Source organism: Chloroflexus sp. (assembly GCF_049970315.1).
In the GTDB taxonomy this organism is placed as follows: Bacteria; Chloroflexota; Chloroflexia; order Chloroflexales; family Chloroflexaceae; genus Chloroflexus.
Genome location: NZ_JBMFNE010000001.1, coordinates 299,302 through 321,620, shown reverse-complemented (window position 1 = coordinate 321,620; position 22,319 = coordinate 299,302). Strand labels below are relative to the sequence as shown.

At 56.0% G+C, this 22,319-nt stretch carries 16 protein-coding genes and 3 tRNA genes; 13 read left to right on the top strand and 6 right to left on the bottom strand.

Translation table 11 applies throughout. From position 1 onward, the window contains the following. From ACP5OT_RS01335 to ACP5OT_RS01325, 3 genes are all read left to right on the top strand, one after another. The coding region (locus tag ACP5OT_RS01335; RefSeq protein WP_424676999.1) for a phosphomannomutase/phosphoglucomutase at positions 1 to 1,480 on the top strand (1,480 nt) is incomplete at its 5' end. Beyond that, positions 1,477 to 2,589, top strand: a complete 1,113-nt coding sequence (locus ACP5OT_RS01330; protein WP_428111904.1) for a phosphoglucomutase — start codon at positions 1,477 to 1,479, stop codon at positions 2,587 to 2,589. The genes ACP5OT_RS01335 and ACP5OT_RS01330, both read left to right, overlap by 4 nt. A gap of 78 nt (positions 2,590 to 2,667) precedes the next feature. Beyond that, positions 2,668 to 3,843, top strand: a complete 1,176-nt coding sequence (locus ACP5OT_RS01325) for a 2-phospho-L-lactate transferase CofD family protein (protein ID WP_428111907.1) — start codon at positions 2,668 to 2,670, stop codon at positions 3,841 to 3,843. 23 nt (positions 3,844 to 3,866) lie between these two features. Here the strand turns inward: ACP5OT_RS01325 and ACP5OT_RS01320 are convergent, their stop codons facing one another. The 5 genes from ACP5OT_RS01320 to ACP5OT_RS01300 form a co-directional block, all read right to left on the bottom strand. Beyond that, complete coding sequence (locus ACP5OT_RS01320; protein WP_428131114.1) at positions 3,867 to 6,212, bottom strand: SGNH/GDSL hydrolase family protein; 2,346 nt, start codon at positions 6,210 to 6,212, stop codon at positions 3,867 to 3,869. 22 nt (positions 6,213 to 6,234) lie between these two features. Continuing rightward, entirely contained in the window at positions 6,235 to 8,187 is a 1,953-nt protein-coding gene (locus ACP5OT_RS01315; protein ID WP_424677003.1) for a polysaccharide biosynthesis protein, read from the bottom strand. Positions 8,188 to 8,623: 436 nt separating this feature from the next. Next, on the bottom strand, positions 8,624 to 9,793 hold the full coding sequence (locus ACP5OT_RS01310) for a DegT/DnrJ/EryC1/StrS family aminotransferase (protein ID WP_424677004.1): 1,170 nt from the start codon (positions 9,791 to 9,793) through the stop codon (positions 8,624 to 8,626). Between the two features lie 107 nt (positions 9,794 to 9,900). Next, positions 9,901 to 10,590, bottom strand: coding sequence for an acetyltransferase (locus ACP5OT_RS01305; protein ID WP_424677005.1), 690 nt, complete (start codon positions 10,588 to 10,590; stop codon positions 9,901 to 9,903). An 80-nt stretch (positions 10,591 to 10,670) separates the two neighbouring features. Further along, positions 10,671 to 11,318 (bottom strand): sugar transferase, encoded by a 648-nt coding sequence (locus ACP5OT_RS01300; protein WP_428111913.1) that lies wholly within the window; start codon positions 11,316 to 11,318, stop codon positions 10,671 to 10,673. 214 nt (positions 11,319 to 11,532) lie between these two features. Between ACP5OT_RS01300 and ACP5OT_RS01295 the strand changes: the two genes are divergently transcribed. From ACP5OT_RS01295 to ptsP, 10 genes are all read left to right on the top strand, one after another. Next, positions 11,533 to 13,308, top strand: coding sequence for a BACON domain-containing protein (locus ACP5OT_RS01295; protein ID WP_428131111.1), 1,776 nt, complete (start codon positions 11,533 to 11,535; stop codon positions 13,306 to 13,308). 109 nt (positions 13,309 to 13,417) lie between these two features. After that, positions 13,418 to 13,864, top strand: coding sequence for a 50S ribosomal protein L9 (gene rplI / locus ACP5OT_RS01290; protein ID WP_424677014.1), 447 nt, complete (start codon positions 13,418 to 13,420; stop codon positions 13,862 to 13,864). Positions 13,865 to 13,975: 111 nt separating this feature from the next. Further along, positions 13,976 to 15,328 (top strand): replicative DNA helicase, encoded by a 1,353-nt coding sequence (gene dnaB, locus ACP5OT_RS01285; RefSeq protein WP_428111919.1) that lies wholly within the window; start codon positions 13,976 to 13,978, stop codon positions 15,326 to 15,328. Positions 15,329 to 15,444: 116 nt separating this feature from the next. Next, positions 15,445 to 15,520: transfer RNA gene (locus ACP5OT_RS01280), tRNA-Trp, on the top strand. Positions 15,521 to 15,543: 23 nt separating this feature from the next. Beyond that, positions 15,544 to 15,637 (top strand) — tRNA-Ser (locus tag ACP5OT_RS01275). Between the two features lie 10 nt (positions 15,638 to 15,647). Further along, positions 15,648 to 15,737: transfer RNA gene (locus ACP5OT_RS01270), tRNA-Ser, on the top strand. A gap of 267 nt (positions 15,738 to 16,004) precedes the next feature. Beyond that, positions 16,005 to 16,652: a dihydroxyacetone kinase subunit DhaL gene (dhaL, locus tag ACP5OT_RS01265; RefSeq protein ID WP_424677009.1), complete on the top strand. Its 648-nt coding sequence runs from the start codon at positions 16,005 to 16,007 to the stop codon at positions 16,650 to 16,652. Further along, entirely contained in the window at positions 16,649 to 17,041 is a 393-nt protein-coding gene (gene dhaM, locus ACP5OT_RS01260) for a dihydroxyacetone kinase phosphoryl donor subunit DhaM (protein WP_424677010.1), read from the top strand. Before dhaL ends, dhaM begins: the two co-directional genes overlap by 4 nt. A 5-nt stretch (positions 17,042 to 17,046) precedes the next feature. Further along, a complete protein-coding gene (locus ACP5OT_RS01255; protein WP_287906129.1) occupies positions 17,047 to 17,319 on the top strand; it encodes an HPr family phosphocarrier protein in 273 nt (90 codons plus the stop codon). 13 nt (positions 17,320 to 17,332) lie between these two features. Further along, complete coding sequence (ptsP, locus tag ACP5OT_RS01250) at positions 17,333 to 19,003, top strand: phosphoenolpyruvate--protein phosphotransferase (protein ID WP_428111923.1); 1,671 nt, start codon at positions 17,333 to 17,335, stop codon at positions 19,001 to 19,003. Positions 19,004 to 19,105: 102 nt separating this feature from the next. Here ptsP and ACP5OT_RS01245 read toward each other — a convergent pair. Then, positions 19,106 to 22,319, bottom strand: a 3,214-nt coding sequence (locus tag ACP5OT_RS01245) for a Calx-beta domain-containing protein (protein WP_428131109.1), incomplete at its 5' end; no start/stop codon positions are given.

Genomic DNA, 22,319 nt, shown 5'->3' with positions numbered 1-22,319 from the left:
CGCATTCTTGACGGATAGGGTGCTTTCGGCTAGGATCGAACTGATCCTAATATTGATTGCGACGTTCACGGTGAACGTCATCCAGCGATTTGAGGCAGGCATGGGCGTAGCGCTCAATCACACGATTTTTCGTGCCTATGACATTCGTGGCATCGTCGAGGTTGATCTCGATGAAGGGATTTATGAGTTGCTTGGGCGGGCGGCGGGCACCCTGTTTCGCAACGAAGGTCGCCGGCGGATTGTGGTAGCGCGTGATGCGCGGCTGAGTTCGCCTCGCTTTCAGGCGGCGTTGATGGAAGGGTTGCGCACCACCGGGATGGACGTGCTCGATATTGGCATGGTAGCGACGCCGGTGATGTATTTTGCTGTTGAGGCGTTAGGCGCTGATGCCGGGGCGATTGTGTCGGCCAGCCATAACCCGCCGGAATTCAACGGTCTGAAGCTGCGCCGTGCCGAGCCGCGCTTCGGTTCCGAGCCGCTGCCTTCGGAGGCGATACAAGCGGTGGGAACGATTGCCGCTAGCGGTCATTTTGCGCAGGGCGCTGGCCATTACGAGCAGGTTGACATTGGCCCGGCCTATATCGAGTCGGCCCGACGCTGGATCAATTTCGGCCACCGCCGTCCGCGGGTGGCGCTCGACGGCGGCAATGGCGTGGCCGGCCCACTAGCGATGGCGATGTACGAGGCGCTCGGCATCGAAGTGATCCCGCTCTTTATTGAGCCGGACGGCACCTTCCCCAACCACCATCCCGATCCGCTGAAAGTTGAGAACTTGCGCGATTTGCAAGCGGCGGTGCGCGAGCATCGCGCTGATCTCGGTATTGGTCTTGATGGCGATGGCGACCGGCTAGGGGTGGTGGATGAGGCCGGTGAAGTGGTGTTCGCCGATCGCTACCTGATCGCGCTGGCTAAGGCCATGCTGACCAAGCGTAAGGGGCCGGTGGTCTTTGACGTGAAGTGTAGCGCCGTGTTGCCACAGGCTATCCGCGAGTTGGGCGGTGAGCCGGTGATGTGGAAGACCGGCTATACCAGTTTGTCGGCGAAGATGCGTGAAGTTGATGCGGTGTTGGGCGGTGAGTTGAGTGGTCATACCATCTTCCCCTTCCCCGGTCGCTATTTTGATGACGGTGCGTTTGCGGGGGCGATGCTGTTACACGCACTCGGGGAGCTAGGGCAGACGCTGCGCGAGGTGTTGGCCCCATATCCGGTGTTACCGTCGATTGATGAAGGTCGGATACCCTTCCCCGAAGAGCGCAAGTTTGCCGTGATCGACTTCCTGCGCGAGCGGTTTGCCGGCAAGTACCCGCTGATTGACATCGATGGCGTGCGGGTTGATTTTGGTGATGGCTGGGGATTGGTACGGGCCTCGAATACCGAACCGGCAATTACCACTCGTTTTGAGGCCCAGACGTGGGAGCGTGTGAGCGCAATTCGCGATGAGATGTTGAGCGTCGTTGAGGAGTTTCGCAAACAGGCATGAGCGTGTATCGACGCCCTTTGTTACAGGCGTGGGAAGCTGCGTATACCGCAGAGCTGACACTCGATCAACTACGCCGCCGGGCAGCGACGGTAGGTGCAGTATTGGCATCACAGCGTGCTCGTTGCTTGATTGCCTTCGATACGCGCTTTCTCGCGAACCTGTTTGCGCAAACGTTGGCTTACGATCTCCTAGCGCAGGGCGTTGAGGTGATGTTGGCCAATGCACCGGCGCCATTGCCGGCCATTCACCACGCCCTTGATCAACGGATAGCCGATTGTGCGCTCTATGTATCGGCGCGTAATCGGCCGTATTATATCGGTGGCTTGCTCTTGGTTGCTGATGACCAGAGTGGGCTGAGTCTTGATCCAGCACGTGATCCACTCCCACCGGTTGTCTTTCCACCGACGAAGCCGTTTAAAGAGACGATTGATCTACGCTCGCCATACCTCGATGCGTTGCGCCATGCCCTCGATCTCGATGCGATCCGGCGCTTGCCGCTGACGTTTTTTGTTGATGCAATGGCCGGTACAACCGCCGGTATGGTGACGGCGCTGTTCGGTGAGGGTGGGCAGGCGCGCGCGATTGAGATTAACCGTGATCCCGATCCTCTCTTTGCGCGAGGTGCGCCACAGCCGTTCGAGTCGCCGCTCAACCGGTTGCGCAAGTTAGTACGCGAAAGCGATTCACACCTCGGTGTTGCGCTGGCCGGAGATGGAACGGCACTGGCCGTGGTTGATCCGTCGGGCGAGGTGCTCGATCCGTTCGAGGCGAGCCTATTGTTGGCCGCTCATGTGGCTCAGTATCACCGGCAGCGAGGGTTGGTGATCGCTCCCCCACCATCGCCACACAGCTCATTGCGCACGCAGCCAAAGCAGTTGGCGGCCTGGCAAGAGGCGAATGGAATGAAGATCGAGTTAGCCGGTGATAGCCTGCACGGTGAACGGCAACCGGTAGTGGCAATGACAACCGCAGGTGAGACATTGCTCAGTCGCTGGAGTACATGTCCCGATGGTTTACTGGCCGGGTTGTTGTTCTGCGAGGCGGCAGCACGGAGTAATGGTGGGTTGCGTGCGCTCTGTGCCACGTTGCGTAGCCAATTTAGTGCATAAGCTGGGATACCGATTTGACAATGTTCTGGCGACTGATTGTGTTAACGTAATAGCCAGAAAAGACCGTTTGGTTACCTCATGAAGAACATCTTTAACCGTCTTAATGCACTGCGCTACCTCATCCCATCACTCTCCCTCACCTTCGCCGGTGTCGTGTTGTTGTCGCTCGGTGTTGCCTATCTGTTTATTCACGCCTACCGCACTGTTGAAGGATTGCCCGATATTGTCTGGTGGCTGACGCTCCAATTCCTTCCCCGTCCGTGGCGGGGGGTCTTATTGCTTGGCGCCGGTTTGGCTGTCTTGGTCGGTGGGATCTGGCAATTGAGCGGTGTTGTGGTGATCCCGCGTCCTAGTCAGTTACCGACCAGTAATGAGTTGGTGCTTGGGTATGACCGTGCGAGTTATCCTCGCCGAATCGCGGTCATATCCGGTGGAGCCGGGATGCTGGTATTGTCGAGTCTGAGCGAACAGGTCGACCGGATGACCTGCATCGTTCCGATCACCGATCCAGTAGAGTATTATTATCGGGCGTCGGGATTGCTCAATCAACCAAATGTCTACTACGTGGTACCCACACCGATTCCACTCGAAGTCATTGCCGAGCTTGACGATAGTACGCTGATAGATGTGCGGCACATCCACCTACATCCCGAATTGGCCGATCGGCGGGTGCAGCGATTGCGTTTGACACAAGCCAACCCACCGCCGTTAACTCGAGTAACGGTGGAGGCCTTGCAAGAGGCCGATGCGATTGTGTTGGGGCCGGGCAGCCTGTTTGAAAGTATTCTGCCGAATTTCTTGCTGGCCGAGTTTGCCGAGGCAGTACGCACGAGTCCGGCCAAAAAGATCTTTGTCTGCAATCTCATGACCGAGCCGGGACGCACGACCGGCTTTCGCGTGGCCGATCATATTCGGGCAATTAAGGAATATGCCGGGATTACCCCGGATTATGTGTTGGTGAATGCACAACGGATCGATCCAGAAACGACACGTATTTATGCCGCTGCCCATCAATCGCCGGTCTATCTCGATCCGGGCGATTACGAAGAGTTGGCGACGTTGCCGGGTGATGTGCATGGCCGACGTGGAGTGATCATCGAAGGAAGTATGGTGATCGAGGCTGATTTGTCGGCTGCGGTGATCCAATATACGACCTCACTCGACAATCCACAACAGAGTCGCGCAGTCCGGGTATTGCGCCACGATGGTCAAAAGCTGACGGCAGCTCTGCTCGAATTGTTGCGGCGAGTGTGAATACCCGCCGCTGTCCGCACTCGTTACCGATTGACTAAGGGGATGTAGATCGTAGCTTGGGTTGATGGTGCGCCACCTGGTGTCGGGGTAGCGGTGGGCGTGGCGGTCGCTGTGGCAGCCACCGTCGGTGTCGCCGTGGCTGTCACCGTCGCCGTCGCCGTCGGTGTCGCCGTTGGGCTAGCAGTAGCAGTGCTTGTCGGCGTTAGCGAGGGTGTGTTTGTTGGTGTCGGACTCGGGTCGGGTTCAGGCGGCAGATCGGTACAGAGTACGTTAGCCCACAAGGTAGCCATTGCGCCAAACCCGGCAGTGGTGGGATGGATGTTATCGGCGCTCCCATTACTCGGATTGGTTGTGATGATCTGATCCTGATGGGCGTCGAAATAACTGTAAAAGTCAGGGCCGAGCCGAATCGGCGTCGTATCGTCGAGTTCGTCAACCAATGCAACGATGCTGCTGTTGAAAGCCTGCGTTGTGGTGCGGCGGATAGTTGCTTGGCTTGCCGTGCCATCGTTGCGCCATGGCAGCCGGGCAACCCATAGGGCAAGATCGGGGCGGTCCTGGCGGAGGGCATTGATCACCGCCCGTAGGTCTTCTTTGTACACACTGGCCGGCATAAGGTTGTTGTAGATGTTGGTGGTTGACGTTGCTGTTGCGTCGTTGGTACCTACCTGTAAGAGTATCTGTTCGGCACCGAGATCGGCGATGTGCTGGCGGTAAACTGCCGCTTTGCCGAGAACATTGAGGTAGCCTGCGATACCAATCCGGTCTGAGCCGGTCGTATTGCCGTAGAGGTCACGAGCCGTGCGAATGCCGCTAAAACCATCATTGAGGATAAAGACCGGACTATTGAGACAAGTGGTCAAGAGGTTGTTAAGCTCGATCTGATAACCAGCATAATAGATATTGGTATAGCCGGCACTGTCGGCTTGCGTATTATCCGCTTGTGGATAGTTGCGACCATCACTGCTGCGTGGGTACCCGCTACCGCTTACCGGCGGACTGGTGAATGGGTAGCCATCACTGGCACCGGTAAGGGCTGAACCCGGTGGCACTCGGTAAAATCCCCACTTGCCGGCGGTAATCGAGTCGCCAATACTGATGAACACTCGTCCGTAGCCGACCGGGGCGATGGTGCGGCTCAGCGATCCGGTCGTGCCATTTACAAGGATGGTGGCTGTTACGGTATACTCGGCACGGCGTGGTAAGGTAATGGTTGCTTGCCAGCCATCGCCTGCCGTTGTATCGTCGATGGTCTGGGTGAAGCCGGGACCATTGACAGTAAAGCGCACCCCATCAAACCCACTGGGCGGATCGGTTACGGTTGCTTGCAGCCGCAAAACCGGATCGGTCTGAATATAGGGAATCTGAAACACATCTTTGGTGGTCAGTGGGCCAGGGGCGGGTGATGAAGCTGCCGGGAGATCGGCATCGATGATCAGCATGCCGGTCACCGGATCGATCGGGCGTGGTGTGCCGTTGGCATCGAGAATCGTTAAGGCGAGCACCGGTTCACTTTGTGCCGGACGGATGGTAAAGGTTCGAGTTGAGGTTGAACCGGGTGGCAACAGGTGGAGATACTGGATGATCAGATCACCGGTCGCCTCATCATACTCGGTCACATAATCAATGCCGGGAGTAAGGGTCACACCGGCGCGTTGGACCGATGGTGCACCACCGGTCCAGTTTCTCACTCGTAGGCGCGGATAGCGCACGATCCCGTTCGATGGAGTAATCGCCACCGCTCCGTTGGCTGCTAATCCGACCCCAGACGTTGAAGCAATACCGGCTAATGACGGGGCAGTGGTTGTTTTAGGTAACGCCTCACCGGCCCATGCATCGAGGAAGAGGAGCCAATGTTGGCTCGACGGTGTGATCGCGACCGGTTGGAGAAAAGCTCCAGAACTGGTGTCGGGAGTGAGATGAGGACCGCTGATAGTGGCCTGGCCGTTAACGGATATGGCAATCTGACCGCCAGCCCATACTTCATAGGTTACGGTGGTAGGACCGGTGGTGTAGGTGATCTGTGCTCGCACGGGTGATGAGTGCATGAGCATCGGCGTAGTGGTGATCGGTTGGTTTGCCGAGGTTTGCACTTGCACCAAGACCGAATCGGATACAACAAGATTATGGTTCCCTGCCGGATCACGTCGTAAGTCACGCCATGCACTAATACCATGAGCGCTGAACGTGAGGGCAAAGCGGTATGGCATGACCACATCGATCTGTCCATCAGGCCCTGTTTGCACATGTAATCCGCGATTAAGCACTTGGGCCACGGCAGGTGGTTGTAACGTGCTACTCGCCGCTCCCAATCCGAGCAGAACGGCGATGCCAATCAGGATAATGCGATAGATAGGTGGTAGCGACATAGAACAATTCTCTGCCCAGACGTTAATCACTTGCCATCTGTCGTTTCCACAGCGGTTCACCCACAGCCTGTTCGCGCGGCTTGGGTTCGGTCATCGGTAGTGGCATCGGTTGTTTGAAGGTCGGTACGAGCCGATGCAAGGTACGGAGGAGCAAGGCCGTATCTTCATTAAAGGCTGCCATCTCGAGGATACGGATCTGATCGGCGAGTGCGCGAGGGACAAACTGTGAAGCGTTGCGTGCGATAAAGATTTTGGCGTGCTCGGTGCGCTGATATTCCTCACCCTCGATAAACAGCTCTTCGTACAGCTTCTCGCCGGGACGGAGGCCGGTAAAGACGATATCAATATCGCGTCCGACCTGTAAACCGGACAGCTCGATCATATCGCGCGCGAGATCGACGATGCGGATCGGTTCACCCATATCGAGGACAAACACTTCGCCGCCCTTCCCTAACACCGAGGCTTGGAGGGTCAATTGAACCGCTTCAGGGATGGTCATAAAGAACCGGCGCATCTCCGGATGGGTAACGGTGACCGGACCACCGGCGGCAATCTGCTGCTTGAACGTCAATACGACCGATCCGCGTGAACCGAGCACGTTGCCGAAACGTACTGCGACGTATGCTCGTCCGGTTAATCGGGCCGCTTCGTGAACTAGCAGCTCGGCTACCCGTTTCGTGGCCCCCATCACACTGGTGGGATTAACAGCTTTATCGCTCGAGATCATCACAAAGTGGCTCACGTCAACCTGCATTGCCGCTCTCAGGAGATTGCGCGTACCAAGCACGTTATTGGTCACCGCTTCAGACGGATGCAATTCCATCAACGGCACATGCTTGTGCGCTGCCGCGTGGAAAACGATCTCGGGTTGGTATTGTTCAAAGATATGCAAAACGCGCTCGGTAAAGCGAATATCGGCAATGACCGTCGTCAGTTTGGTTGTTGGCAGCGCGATCCGGCGTAGCTCCTGCTCGATGGTAAAGACCGAGTTCTCGCCGTGGCCAAGGATGATCAGCTCTTCCGGCTGAGCGCGCAGGATTTGGCGGCAGAGTTCCGAGCCGATTGAACCGCCGCCGCCGGTGACCATCACGCGCTTGCCACGTAACAGATTATGGACGGCGACAATATCGGTTTGCACCGGTTTCCGACGCAATAGGTCTTCAATCTGCACGTTACGCAATTGATTAACGCTAACCTTCCCGTCGAGCATTTCGTAGAGACCGGGCATAATTTTGGTTTTGACCCCGGTTCGTTCGCAGAGTTCGACAATGCTACGAATCTCTTTGCCGGTGGCCGAAGGCATCGCGATGATGACCAGATGTGCATTATATTCACGGGCCAGGCGCGGTATGTCGAAGCGATTTCCGAGTACCGGTATGCCGTAGATACGCATACCGAATTTAAGGGGGTCATCATCGAGAAACCCAACCGCTACCATACCGAGTTGCGGATTATCACGCAATTCACGCGCGATCATCGTACCTGCCGAGCCGGCACCCATAATCAACACTCGTTGCTGCTTACCGTTGAGTTCACCCTTACGCTTGCGTTGCATTAGCTGATGGTGCCAGTGCAAGCGTGATAACAGGCGTGGCCCGATCATCGCAGCGAGGTTAAAACCGAAGAAGATAACCGGTACCGACCGCGGGAGGAGAGCCATTGGTATGATACTGGCGACGATGAACGTGGTTGGTGCGGTGATGATCATAGCGAGTGACACCGCTGAAATAAGCAATAGTAGTTCGTCAATGGAAGCGTAGCGCCAATAGCGTGCATAGACACCCAATTGTCGAAAGACAAAGAGGTGGATCGGTGTAGCGAGCGCTGCCAGTATAAACCAACCCATAAGTGCTGCGCCTGACGGTAATTCGTCAAGACGTACCACAAAGCTCAAGTAGGCGGCGACAGGTAACAAGATCGTATCAAGCAAGAAAAAATAACGATTGCGGGTGGGTGAAGATAATTCGAGCTTCAAGTCGAGCTCCTTCCCGGTTGCTCCTGCTGGAATCAGTACAACACGACTTGTCGGTCAGTAAGATAACTATTACTTCGTTAGTCGTCTTTCTGCCTAAAATCCTACGCTCTGTAAGTGAACAAGTGATGTGGGTTTGACAGTGAGGTGATGAGAATCTTGTTAGAAAAGGCAGTATTCTCGTTTCGCTTGGGTGTACAGATGGTTTGCACCGTTCATTGTCTCACTGCCGGTAATGCTCTGTGAAGCGTCAATGCTAAGATAGCCCTTCCGCGTCGTTGGGGGGCACATTTGTAGGAAGCTGAGTGGACGGAGAGGCCGGGTATCGAATGAGCGAATATGTCAACGAAGATGGTATGTATCTTTTCCTCTCAGCGTGCTGAAAAGAGCGGAAGAGCACGTTATGCCGTTCCCTCTTGCATGAGGAACCGACCGTAACTCAGGCGGCGAGGGCAGCGCGCAGCCGTTCTACTACCTCGCTCACCTGAGCTTCGCTCATCACACTGGAAAAAGGAAGAGCCAGTGATACGTCGCCGAGGCGTTCGGTGATGGGAAAATCACCGCGTTCGTAGCCGAAGCGTTCTTGGTAGAAAGGTTGGAGATGGATCGGAGTAAAGTACGGACGGCTAGGAATGCCGGCAGCCGCGAGACGTTGCATGACGGTGTTGCGATTGGCCGGTGGCAGAATCCGCACCACATACACAAACCAGCTCATGCGCGTTGTGTGGGGACTGAGCTGAGGACACTCAACCAGTTCGAGGTCGGCCAGTTGCTCGTGATACCACGCCGCGACTTGGGAGCGGCGGGCAATGAGTTCTTCGATCCGACTCAATTGCACAACACCTAAAGCTGCGCTCAGCTCGTCAAGTCGATAGTTGTAGCCGAGCCGCGTATGGTTGAGCCATGCATCGAAGACATCACGGCCCTGATTGCGTAACGAGCGGAAGAGTGTTGCCCATTCATCGTGAGGCGTCACGATCATCCCACCCTCGCCGGTAGTCATCTGCTTGTTGGGATAGAAGGCAAAGACAGCAGCATCACTCAGCGTACCAGCCATGCGCCCTTTGTAGGTTGATCCAATGGCTTCGCAAGCATCTTCGATCACATACAAACCGTATTCGGCAGCTACGGTGTTGATCGGATCCATATCGGCAGGTTGGCCAAAGGCATGCACCGGCATAATTGCCTTCAAGGTGCCGATTGACCCGTGTCGGCGTGGCAGCCAACGGGTAGCAGCAGCACCACCGCGCATCAGATCGTGTACTGCCTCGGCAACGAGCTGCGGATCAATGTTACCGGTGACCGGATCAACGTCGACGAAGATGGGAATGGCCCGTTCGTAGAGAATGCTATTCGCCGAAGCGATAAACGAGAATGGTGTGGTAATCACCAGATCGCCGTCACGCGCTTCGGTGGCGATACAGCAGAGATGTAAGCCGCTGGTTCCAGAGTTGACACCGATGGCGTGCGGAAGACCAACATAGCGAGCCATTGCCTGCTCGAAAGCAACTATCTGCGGTCCAATGCTTAAATAGCTGGTCTGCAACACCTGATTGACGGCAGCAATCTCGGCGGCAGTAATGTCTGGGGATGACATTGGGATCGACACAATCTACCTCCTCAGCTTGGCGCAACTTCGTTAGGGCAGGGTGGGAAGCGCAGCATTACTGCATCTTGACACGATCGCGTTTAGATTGCGGACGTTATTATCGACGACTAAGCATCGTGCGGCGTGGTTGTGTTGAGACGCAGATCATTCCCCACTATGCGGGTACGCAACGGGCGCGCCGGTACGCCAACGACGACCGTTTCAGATGGCACATCCCGGTGGATCAATGCGCCGGCACCGGCAATGCTCCACGCACCAACGCGGCGTTGTGGCATCACAATCGCTCCAATCCCGATCAATGATCCGGCGCCGATCACAACATTACCTCCAGTGTGGACGCCAGGTGCGATGTGGACATGGTCGCCGATCTGGTTGTGATGGTCAATGGTGCATCCGGTATTGAGAATAACGTTGGCGCCGATCACGCTACCGGGATTGATAATAACACCGGCACAGACCATCGTGCCGGGGCCAATGATGACATCGGCAGCAATGATGGCAGTTGGATGGATAGCGCACACGATAGTTTCACCACGCTGCTGTAGAGTATCAAATAACCGTGCCCGTACCCGGTTATCACCAATCGCAATGACGACACCCTCATGCGATATGTCGCTTACGGCGGCGAGTGGCCCTAATACAGGTAACCCAAGGGCCTGCGTACCTTGGCGGCGCGGATTATCGTCAAGATAGCCGATGGGTTCGTAGGGATTGCCGTTTGCAGCCGCCTGCAACAGGATGTCGGCCACGACTTGGCCGTGTCCGCCAGCACCAAGAATGAGAATGCGTTGTGTCATAGATCAGCCGATGTATCTGTTGTATCTGTTCATTGATTCGGGGCCAAGGCAGCGGGATGCGTCGAGATTGCCGTGTGCCATCATAACGGACTTTTGGGTTGGATGGGTGACGGTGGGATGACCGCAGGTGAACCACGAAACTCCTCAGCGGTGGCATGACCGGGTTGGCTAATCCCCTCGCGCTGCAATACTTTCCAGCAGGTCAGAGCGAGAATCTTCAGATCAAGCCATAGCGATAGGTGGTCGACGTAATAGACATCGTAGGCAAACTTCGCTTCCCACGAAAGCGCATTGCGTCCGTTGATCTGCGCCAGCCCAGTAATGCCCGGCAACACCTCGTGTCGGCGACGTTGTTCGGGAGTATACCGGTCGAGATATTGCATGAGCAGCGGTCGCGGCCCGACTAAGCTCATTTCACCACGTAACACACAGAACAGTTCGGGTAGTTCGTCAAGGCTGGTACTGCGCAAAAACCGACCAAACCGCGTGAGTCGTTGCTCATCGGGCAAGAGATTACCCTGTGCATCACGGGCGTTGGTCATGGTACGAAACTTCAGCATGGTAAACGGGCGGCCATGCAAGCCGGGTCGTTGCTGACGGAAGAAAATGCCGGGGCCGAGGTTGATCCGCACCAGTATCGCAATCAGTGCCATCACCGGTGCCAGCACGATCAGGGCCGGAATAACGATCATCAGATCAAGCAGCCGTTTTCCATAACGACGGTACATAGGCGTCTCCGTGACACGATTTGTTAGGGACACTGTTATCGTATCGGGTGAAGATGTCAGTTAGATGAACGAGTAGGGTGATAGGGGGTGACACTCTATACAATTCGGGACATCTTCTACCGATGTGTTTCCATTCATAAGCGTTGCATGTGATAGGCTGAGAGTATAGGATCGGAGACACGTGGATTATGTTCATGCTGGAAAAGAGGGATTTATGTCTGCTCGTATCCTCTTGATCTGCGTCCTACTGATAATACTGGTCGGTGAAAATCAGTCGGTTCCTAGCGTTGCGGCCATTGCCCAGCCAAAACAGTTGACGGCATTTGGGATGAATACCTATTTCAGCGGTCTAGAGCGCTTACCACAAAATCGCAACGATGATGTAGCGGCGTTGATTAATGCTACGCGGTCGTTGGGGGCTGAATGGGTACGTGAAGAGATCAGTTGGGCCAATCTCGAACCGAATAAAGGCTTCTTTACATGGGATTTGATGGACGCATCCCTAACGCAGACTGCCAACGCCGGGTTGGGAATTATCGGCATGTTACTGACAACACCGGCATGGGCACGGGTTGGCGATTGTAGCAGCCGGATCACGCGCAACGGTGGCTCGCTCAATTACTGGTGCCCACCGGCCAACCCGCAAGACTTTACCGATTTTGTTCGTGCGGTAGTCGAGCGTTACGATGGCGATGGCTACAATGATGCGCCGGGTTCGCCACGGGTGGCGGCATGGCAGATCTGGAACGAACCGAACAATTGGGCAACTTGGCCGGGTGAAGCACACGAATACGGTGCACTGTTGGTAGCCGGCTACACCGCAGCCAAAGCGGCCGATCCAACCGCACTCATTGCAACCGGCGGGGTCTACGTTTTTGATGGTGGCACGCGCACAGGCGGGAATCGTGACGGTCTCGAATTTCTCGGTGCGGCGTTTACGGCTGTTCCTCCTGCCCAGACGAGCTTTGATGTGCTGGCGATTCATCCCTACATGCCTGATACTGCGCCTGATCGTGCCGGTCTGTATGGTTTGGTTACGCTTTGGGGACGAATTAGTAATGTGCGAAGCTGGCTGAACGAAAAGCGTGGTTCACATGTGCCGCTTTGGATCAGTGAGTTAGGCTGGTCGACCTGTACGTTTGCTTCAGCCGTCTGTCGCAGCGAGCAAGAACAAGCCGACTTTCTGGTACGTAGTTATGGTATTGCCTTGGCGTTAGGGGTACAGCATATCAACTGGTTCCAACTCGAAGATAAATTCGATAGTTCGACCGCTGATGTGTGGGGTAATGCTGCCATCTTGCGTAACCGTAATCAAGGATACGCGCGCAAACCGGCGGCCAATGCCTACGCCAACCTTACAGCGCAGCTTGGCGGGGCGACGTTTATCGGCTTTGGTTTGTTGCACAGTTACACGCATCAAAGCAATGGGTTGACTCCGGCAGCCCGCTACCACCTCCGCTTTCAAACTGCAACCGGCGCATTGATCGATCTGTTGTGGACAACCGGTGGGGCCGCGACACTGTCAGTACCACTGATGGCCGGATACACTGCCCAATTACTCAGCCGTGATGGGGGCGTGTTGCCGCTCACGATCAGTGCTGGGCAAGCCCAGATTCCACTTAGTGGAACCCCGGTCTATCTCCGTCAAGACACACCGCCGCAATTGGTTGTCACCCCGGCCGCTGTCACCATTCCGATGCTGACGACCGATCCGGCCACCACGTATACGCTCTCGGTGCAGAATTCCGGGTCGGGCAGTATCAGTTGGATTGCTGGTGGTAGTGCGAGTTGGCTTACACTCATAACGACGAGTGGGAGTGGTCATCGCAGTATCTTACAATACCGCATCGATCCCAACGGGTTGGCAACCGGTGATTATACGACAACCATCACCGTCAATGCCGGGAGTGTCGGCGTGCAGAGTATCCCGGTCACGTTGCGTGTTGTCAACACTATCTACCGCGTCTACACACCGCTTGTTGCCCGATAAACGAACGGTTCATCACCTGCGTTGACGTTCTCCGCCGGGTTATGGTAAGATAAAGGCCGTTGCTTACGAACAGGTCTAGGTAAAGGAGAGCGCCGTGAGCGCAAAGAAAATGAAAGTATTGCTTCTGCAAGATGTTGAACATCTTGGCAAAGCGGGCGAAATCAAAGATGTAAGCGGCGGTTATGGCCGAAACTACCTGATACCCAAAGGATTTGCCGTTCTTGCAACCAAAGGCCAGATCAAGCAGGCTGAAGAGCGACTAGCCGCGCAGCGCCGGCGGGCCGAGGCAATGCGCAAAGAAGCCGAGGCACTTGCGGCAAAGCTGGCAGCGCTGACTCTGACCTTCGTTGTGAAGGTTGGGGAACAGGATCGGCTCTACGGTTCGGTGACCAATGCCGATATTGCGGCGAAGCTGCACGAAGTAGCAGGTGTCGAGATCGACCGGCGTAAGATCGCATTGGAAGATCCGATCAAACGCACCGGAGAGTACGAGGTTCCGGTTGAGCTGGCAAGTGGTGTTTCAACAACGCTCAAAGTGGTGGTAACCGGCGAATAATAACCCTCGACCGTAACGGGGCAATCTTCTAGTCCAATGTGCCGCAAATTGCGGCACATTGGCGTTTTATCCCGATGATGTGGATAATCGGTGGGCAACGGGGGAAAAACGGTGGAAAAGCGCGAAGATCGGCTGGAACGGAGCGTACCATTTGATTTGCAAGCTGAGCGAGCGACGCTTGGTTCAATTCTGCTGGAACGCGATGCGATCATCGCAGTTGCCGGTTGGCTCCCCTCGGAATACTTCTACTTAGAAAAGCATGCGCTCATTTACGAAGCCATGCTCGCGTGCTACAACCGGCGTGAACCGGCTGACATCGCAACTGTCGCTGCCGAACTGCGTCGGCGTGGTCAACTCGACCTGGTTGGTGGCGTGACCATGTTGAGCGATTTGGTCACCGAAGTACCAACGGCCGTCCACATCGAATACTATGCCCGCATTGTCGAGCGGACAGCACTCTTACGCCGTCTGATCGAGGCCGGTGGCCGGATTGCAGCCATGGGCTATGACGAGTCGAGTGATTTGGAAGAGACGCTCGACCGCGCAGAGGCAGAACTGTTTGCCGTCTCCCAACGCCGTAACAATCAGGATTTCGTTCATATCGGTCGGGTCGTCAATACACTCTTCGCCCAGATCGAATCGATGCAAGAGCGGCGCGGGGAAGTGATCGGAGTACCAACCGGCTACCACGATCTCGATGAACTGACCGGTGGGTTACAGCCGAGCGACCTGATCATTCTTGCAGCCCGGCCGAGTGTCGGGAAAACATCGCTTGCCCTCTCGCTCGCCTACAACGTGGCGTATCAAGCCAATGGCACCGTCGCCATTTTTAGCCTTGAAATGAGTCGCGAGCAGTTGGTGCAGCGCATGCTAGCGATGCATACCGGTATCGATATGCAACGCCTTCGTACCGGTAATCTGCGTGGCGAAGAGCTGAGTTTGGCAATCGAGGGATTAGGTGTGCTTTCCGAGCTGCCGATCTACATCGAGGATACACCCGGTCTGAGTATCACTGATGTCCGCGCGCGCGCTCGTCGGTTGCACAGCGAAGTAGGGATTACGTTGATTATGATCGACTACCTCCAACTGATGTCTGGTCGGCGTGCCGATAATCGGGTACAAGAGGTTAGTGAGATCAGCCGTGGGTTGAAAGCACTGGCGCGAGAATTGAATGTGCCGGTGATCGCTCTTTCCCAACTCTCGCGCGCCGTTGAAGGTCGCCAAAGTCACGTACCAATGCTCAGTGACTTGCGCGAATCGGGATCGATCGAACAAGATGCGGACATCGTCATGTTTATCTACCGCGAAGAGTTGTACGACAAGGACACGGACAAGAAAGGTATTGCCGAAATTCACGTTGCCAAGCACCGAAACGGTCCGCTCGGTGTGATTCCGTTGCGGTTTGAGGCTCGTACCACCCGGTTCCAGAACCTCGAGCGCTATCATGCTCCAGAGGGGTTCTAGGCTTGGAAGCGGAGAAAAGGTGTGCTGTTTGCATGCGTTCCGTGGCGTGGCGGATTGGCAATGCCGATGATCGCTCTTGCCAAAATCGGCAGAATATGGTAGGATAGTGAACGCGAAGGCGGGTAGCTCAATTGGCAGAGCAGTGGCCTCCAAATCCACCGGTTGCAGGTTCAAGTCCTGTCCCGCCTGCCATTTTTTGTGCCGGCCAGCCAAGCGGGGGCGTGGCAGAGTCCGGTTGATTGCGTCGGTCTTGAAAACCGAAGGACGTAGCAATGCGTCCCGTGGGTTCGAATCCCACCGCCCCCTCCAGTGTTACTACGGGGAGGTCGCATAGTGGCCTAGTGCGGCGGTTTGCTAAACCGCTAGGGGGGCAACCCCCTCGAGGGTTCGAATCCCTCCCTCCCCGCCAAAATCGCCCGCAGGCTTATCTGCGGGCGATTGTCATGGGGCGGCCTAGGTGATAGTGTTTCAGAATTGCAACAAAAAAAGCGAATGATGCGCTCGTCTCTGCCTTGATTGCATCGGTTGTATGCTCTAGGATAGAAAAAGTAGCTCGTTTGCCGACCAAGGGCCGCGCACGCTCATTGAGCCTCACCTAAAGATGCTGAGGTTTTGGTATAGTGTTTACTAACACGCGGTCTATAATCAGTCCTCGATTAAGATACGTGAGGCAACGATGCCAATTACTGTCGAACACGTCACGCACTTTCTCGCTGCAGCGGCAACGTTAATCCATGAGCGGCGCGATGAGTTAACCGCGCTTGACGCCGCGATTGGCGATGCCGATCACGGGGCAAATCTCGACCGTGGGTTTACCGCTGTGATGGCGCGTCTACCGAGTGTGGCCGATAAAGATATCGGTACTGTGCTGAAGACCACCGGGATGACCATTGTTTCTACCGTGGGTGGTGCCTCAGGGCCGTTGTATGGCACGGCTTTTGTCCGAGCAGGGATGGCGTTGGCCGATCGGCATGAAATAAGTACTGAGGAGATACTCCTCGCTCTCGAGGCTGCTCTTGATGGGATTGTAGCACGTGGTAAAGCCCAGCGTGGCGAAAAGACGATAGTTGATGCGCTCGCTCCGGCAATTGAGGCGCTGCAGGCCGCGTTAGCTGCCGGTAAGCCGCTGGGTCAGGCATTGCAGGTGGCCGCTGATGCAGCAGAGGCCGGTGCAAAAGCAACCATCCCTATGCTTGCCCTGAAGGGGCGCGCGTCGTATCTCGGTGAACGCAGTATCGGTCATCAGGATCCGGGAGCAACTTCGACAGCGTATCTGCTCCGTGCGCTGGCGATGACGTGTAGCCGTGTTGAGGAGGGAGCATGATCGGCCTATTGATCGTCTCGCACAGCGCACGATTAGCAGAAGGTGTGCAAGAGTTTGTGTCCCAGATCAGTGGTGGTCAGTTTCCGGTCATAGCGGCAGGTGGCGCAAATGATGGTTCATTAGGGACAAGTGTGGAGCGGATTTTGGCTGCTCTCGAACAATTGCGCACCGCTGATGGGATTTTGGTGCTGGTCGATCTGGGTAGTGCGGTCATGAGTGTCGAGACGGCCCTCGAACAGTTTACCGGTCCGCCGGTCCAAATTAGTAATGCACCGTTGGTGGAAGGGGCGTATCTGGCAGCGGTCGAGGCATCAAATACGGTGACGACACTCGAACAGGTAGCAGCGGCGGCGTTGCAAGCACGCGAGCTGATTAAAGTATACGAGTAACCGATATGACAGAAGTTGTTTTGACGGTGAATAATCCTGTTGGTTTGCATGCACGCCCGGCTAAGCTGTTTGTTGAGACGGTGCGGGCGTATAAGAGCACCGTAACTATTCAGAATCTCAGTCGGCCCCAAACGAAAGAACTGCCGGTAACGGCTTTTAATCTGTTGCAGATCGGAGTGCGTCAAGGGCACCAGATCCGGTTACGCGCCAGTGGTGAGGACGAAGCTGAAGTCATCGCTGCTTTGACCAAGTTGGTCGAAGAGAATTTTGGCGAGTAGCGAGCGAGGTGTTATGGGGAAGATGCTGCAAGGCGCCGGCGGTGCTGCCGGGTTGGCATTGGGTCCTGCATACCGCTGGCAGCGTGTGGCTACGGTAGCAGTCGATCCGCCTCACGAGTCGGTAGAAGCGGCATTGACTCGCTTTCATGTAGCACAACGTGCAGCTGCAGCACGCTTGCGCGCTATCGCCGAACGGCAACGAGCAGCCGGTTTGCACGAAGCCGATTTGTTCGATGCACAGGCTTTGCTGGTCGAAGATGAGACCTTGACCGATGGGGTGACGGCGCTGGTACTTGATGGGCAGCCGCTGACGACGGCGATCCGCACAACAGTGGCGCAAATGCAGGCGTTGCTCGCCGATATTGATGATGAGTATCTGCGGGAACGTGCGGCTGATATGGCCGCGGTTGGGGTGGAGTTGTTGCATGCGCTGGCCGGTGAGACCGCCTCGCAGCCAACTGTCCCGCCCGGCGCTATTGTCGTCGCTGATGATTTGACGCCCGCCGAAACGGTCGATCTACCGCACCACGTTGCCGGTTTTGCTACTGCCGGTGGTGGTCCGACCGGTCATACTGTTATTCTTGCCCGCGCACGAGGTGTGCCGGCAGTAGTAGGGGTAGGTGACGAAATCCTCGCTGTGCCCGATGGCGTACAGCTTTTGATCGATGGCGATGCCGCGACGGTATTGATCGACCCCGATGAAGCAGCGTTGCAGTCGGCTCAAGTGCGGATGGAGGCGTTGCGAGTGATGCAACGGCGACAAGCGGCGTTGCGTGATCAGCCTGGTCAGTTGCGTGATGGCCGCTTAGTTGGATTGTGGGCCAACATTGGTCGTCCGGCTGAGGCGCGATTGGCCCGTGAGTACGGAGCCGAAGGGATCGGATTATTTCGGACGGAGTTTCTTTTTCTCGACCGTTCGGCGCCACCAGATGAAGATGAACAATATGCGGCATATTGTGCGGTGTTGGATGAGTTGCCCGGCAAGCCGGTAGTGATCCGCACACTCGATATCGGTGGTGATAAGCCGTTGCCGTATCTCCCACTTTCCCCTGAAGCAAACCCGTTTCTTGGGGTGCGAGGGTTGCGACTCTCGATGCAGCGCCCCGATCTCTTTCAAATCCAATTGCGTGCGTTGTTACGAGCAGCGTTTCGTGGCGATATTTGGATTATGCTACCGATGATTGCCACTCCGGCCGATCTCGCGTGGGCGCGTGCGCAGTTGGTGGAAGCGGCGACTGCCCTGGCGGCAGCAGGTGTTGATCATCGGCCCGATCCACCTCTGGGGGTGATGATCGAGACGCCGGCGGCGGCGGTGTTAGCCGACCAACTGGCACGAGACGCGGCCTTCTTTAGCATTGGGAGCAACGATTTGGCCCAGTATACACTGGCGGTTGATCGTGGTCATCCTACCCTGGCGGCTCGTTATCCCTCCAATGATCCGTCGGTCTGGCGGATGATCGATCTGGCGGCGCGTGCTGCGCAGCAAGCCGGTATTCCGATAGGTATTTGTGGTGAGCTTGGTGGTGAACCAGATGCTGCTCCGGCTCTGGTGGGCTTGGGCCTGCATAAGTTGAGTATGGCACCAGCTCGTATTCCGGTAGTCAAGGAACGACTGATGCAAACATCATGGGCTGAGGCACAAGCCGCCGCGGCCCGTGCGCTTGCGGGTGGGCGAGAAGCATAACACGCCACTGCAATACACTCTTGATGAGGCCGGTTCATCTTGAGATGAGCCGGGCTTTTTTATGGTCGTTGTGAATACACGACTCTCGCTGCTCTCGTTGTCTTATGGCACGATCCGTATGATCGCGGTGTTTTGCCAGAGATACGGATTGCCAATCTGGTCGCCAGCAGTGGCTTGAACCACAATCGGAATAGCACCAACCGGCGTTGTTGCCGTGAGGGGGATGCTAAAGGTATTGCCGGCCCCTGCTACCAATAGCCCGATGTTAACGGTCATCACCTGACCGCTGATGCTACACGCCCCCGGTACACCGCTGCACGCGCCGGCGCTGAACGTGATACTGGCCGGTAGATTGATTGTCAGTTCAAGATCACGGGCGGCACCGGCTGTCGGACCACTCGCCTGATTGGCAAAATTGATCGTCAGGCTCGTTGTGCTGCCGGTCGTGATAGTGGACATTGCCGGAGTAGCTTGCAGCAACAGCTCAGGCGTAGGTGGTGGTGTCAGATAGAGAGGGACACCGGTTTGGCCCTCTTGGATAAAGTGGTTTTCGTCAACAGGGCTAGTGGTACAAGTCACAATGCGCCACCAGCCCGATGGCGGATTGGCGATCACATCGCCACCACGGGTAGTAGCTGTACCGTTGTTCCATTGGCCGTCCGCTGAAGCTGTACCGACAATGCCGCCGGTTTGGCCGGTGGGATCGTAGAGCGATCCCGGCGCGTAATAGCGCACCCGTGCCCGGCTCGCACCTTCGAGATCGAAGTTGTGGAAGGCGACGCTACTGAGGCCGGGCGCAACATACTGGAAGAACGTGGTGCAGACCGGATTGCCCGGTGGGTGACGCAGGCTTTGCCGGAGAATGCCCTGGACAATCTCATCACCGGTGCCGACGATTCCATCTAGATCAACGGTTGGCGCGCCACTACCGGCCCAGCCGCTGCGTACAGCCCAGCCATTGGTGTCGTCGTTGGGTACACTAGTAACTAGCAGGTATATGCCGCATGGCGTGGAACCCGGTATGCCCGGCAAACTCACCCATGTAGTGGCATCACCGGTATTTGGCGCATAGTTGGCACTCGTCACCAAGGTACCGATTGTTGGTGGATAGCCGTTGCTGGCTTGCCAGCCTGTTGGCATTCGGTAGAGGGCAAAGGTAGCGGTCTCAGCCGAGCCACGAATGACATCCGCAGGATTAGCTGTTGGGTTGATCGACGGACTGAGCAGCTCGATAGTCAGATCACCGATCACACCGCATGGAACATCGATTCGCACAATCGTAGAACCATCGTTGACACCGTAGAAGTTCCAGTTATAACTTGTGTAGTTCGGACCGGCCGTTTGAAGAGCAGTCGGGTTTTGGGTGAGTAAGGTTGGTGCTGTATCAATAATCGTTACGGTAGCCAGATTTGGTATGCCAAGGGTGGCACCGGTTGGGCTGGTCAACGCAATCTGAATTGTCTCGAATGGTTGGTCGGCGAAGCTGTTGTTCCAAATTGGAATAGTGAAGGTCTGACTCATTACCCCCGGTGCGAAAGTGAGTGTACCACTCACCGGTGCGTAATCGTGGTTAGGAGCCGAGCCATCACCGGGTTGGGCGGTGCCACCGGTGACGGTGACATAGTTGATCGTCACGGTGCCTGTAGCTGCACGGCTCAGATTAACGATGACGGTTGCCGTTCCATCACTTTCATTGACGAAGAACTCACTGCCGGCAAAGCGCACCGCCGGCGGATCATCGTCGCGGATCGTGCCAACGCCGAGGCCATCATCGATCACAACGGTCTCATCGCTCGCCAGATTGCTCGGTTGACCGGGCATCGTTGCGCGTGGGTTGCTCAAATTGATGGTAAAGAATTCATCATCTTCCGGTTCAGTGTCACCAATAATTCCCACCGGTAGCGTCACTTGCCATGTGCCGGCTGGAATGGTGACGGTGCCGGCTACAGCGTTGTAGTCAGTGCCTGCCGTGGCAGTACCGTTAGCGCTCGTATAGTCGACCAAGATATCGCGATCCGAAATGCGGTTGAGGCGGACAATAAAGTTACCGTTGGTGACCCCACTATCGCCTTCGAGGCGTAACACGTCGTTAATACTAATGCGAACCGGTTCATTGTCGCGGTTTATAACGTTTAGATTGGCAGGTGCTAACCCATTATAAAACGGGTCAGCACTGATTGCCGGGGCAAATTGTACGGTGAACGGTTGATGGCCGTCTTCAAGGGTGTCATCGACTCCACTGATCAAAACCACTGCGTTGATGTTCCAATTGGTGTTGTCGAATACAATACTACTTGGTGTAACACTCCCCTCAGTTGGATCATCAACCGTTATATTCAGTTGCACAGGCGCGGTCGGTTGGCTTGTTAGCCGCATTTGTAGCGTAATGCTGTCACCATTTTCCGATACGGTCAACGGTGTTGGTGGTGTCGTGACGAAAAAGCCGGGCGAGTCATTGTCAGAAATGATCACCTCAACATCAGGTGCAAGTAGTCCGTTGTAGAACGGATCGGTACTACTCACCACGTGTGATAGGACGACGGTCTGGGTCGCTTCAGCAATGTTATCGTCGGGCACATAGACGACGACGAATTGCGGTATGTTCCAGCTGGCCGGGGTAAAGGTCAGCGTTGCCACCGGTGAACCGTTGACCAAGACGATACCTTGCCCGTCAATCGTGATCGTGACATTGGCAGTTGGTTGCGTGCCCAGTTCGAGCGTGTAGCTGCCGGCAGTGCCTTCGGTGAGGGTCAAAGTAGTAGTACTAGGGATGATCGCCGGAATATCATCATCGATCACGGTGACCGGCAAACCGATTCCGCCAAGGCCGTTGTAGATCGGATCAGGGCTGGTCGTATCGTGTAGAATGATCCGGTTACGGTTGGGCTGGGCGATCTGGTCAACGTTCGGTTCTAGCACACTCACAAGCTGTGGTGTGTTCCAGTTGGTCGGTGTGAAGGTTAGGGTCGTCGTAGCACTGCCATTAACGAGTAAGAAGCCCTGACCGTTTATCGTAACGGTGACATTATCCGCAGGTGCGCTAGAAAGTGTTATTGCATAGTCGCCGGGTGAACCTTCGACCACTGTGAGAGTAGCCGGGGCAAATATCAAACCGGCCGTGTCGTTTTCGAGGATGGTGACGGTCAGCGGGACGGGGGCAAGCGCAGTGTAGATTGGGTCGCCACCACCCACGACGTGGAGCAGGGTGATGCCATAGCTCGTACCGGTCGGTGCTTCGTCAACGAGGTCATCAATCGCCTGCACACTGACCGTCTGCGGCGTATTCCAGTTGGCCGGCGTGAAGGTCAGGCTCAGG

Bases quoted from the DNA above. Each gene is read 5' to 3' on its own strand.
- ACP5OT_RS01330 (WP_428111904.1), top strand. From the start codon at position 1,477: ATGAGCGTGTATCGACGCCCTTTGTTACAGGCGTGGGAAGCTGCGTAT.
- ACP5OT_RS01325 (WP_428111907.1), top strand. From the start codon at position 2,668: ATGAAGAACATCTTTAACCGTCTTAATGCACTGCGCTACCTCATCCCA.
- ACP5OT_RS01320 (WP_428131114.1), bottom strand. From the start codon at position 6,212: ATGTCGCTACCACCTATCTATCGCATTATCCTGATTGGCATCGCCGTT.
- ACP5OT_RS01305 (WP_424677005.1), bottom strand. From the start codon at position 10,590: ATGACACAACGCATTCTCATTCTTGGTGCTGGCGGACACGGCCAAGTC.
- ACP5OT_RS01300 (WP_428111913.1), bottom strand. From the start codon at position 11,318: ATGTACCGTCGTTATGGAAAACGGCTGCTTGATCTGATGATCGTTATT.
- ACP5OT_RS01295 (WP_428131111.1), top strand. From the start codon at position 11,533: ATGTCTGCTCGTATCCTCTTGATCTGCGTCCTACTGATAATACTGGTC.
- rplI (WP_424677014.1), top strand. From the start codon at position 13,418: ATGAAAGTATTGCTTCTGCAAGATGTTGAACATCTTGGCAAAGCGGGC.
- dhaL (WP_424677009.1), top strand. From the start codon at position 16,005: ATGCCAATTACTGTCGAACACGTCACGCACTTTCTCGCTGCAGCGGCA.
- dhaM (WP_424677010.1), top strand. From the start codon at position 16,649: ATGATCGGCCTATTGATCGTCTCGCACAGCGCACGATTAGCAGAAGGT.
- ACP5OT_RS01255 (WP_287906129.1), top strand. From the start codon at position 17,047: ATGACAGAAGTTGTTTTGACGGTGAATAATCCTGTTGGTTTGCATGCA.
- ptsP (WP_428111923.1), top strand. From the start codon at position 17,333: ATGGGGAAGATGCTGCAAGGCGCCGGCGGTGCTGCCGGGTTGGCATTG.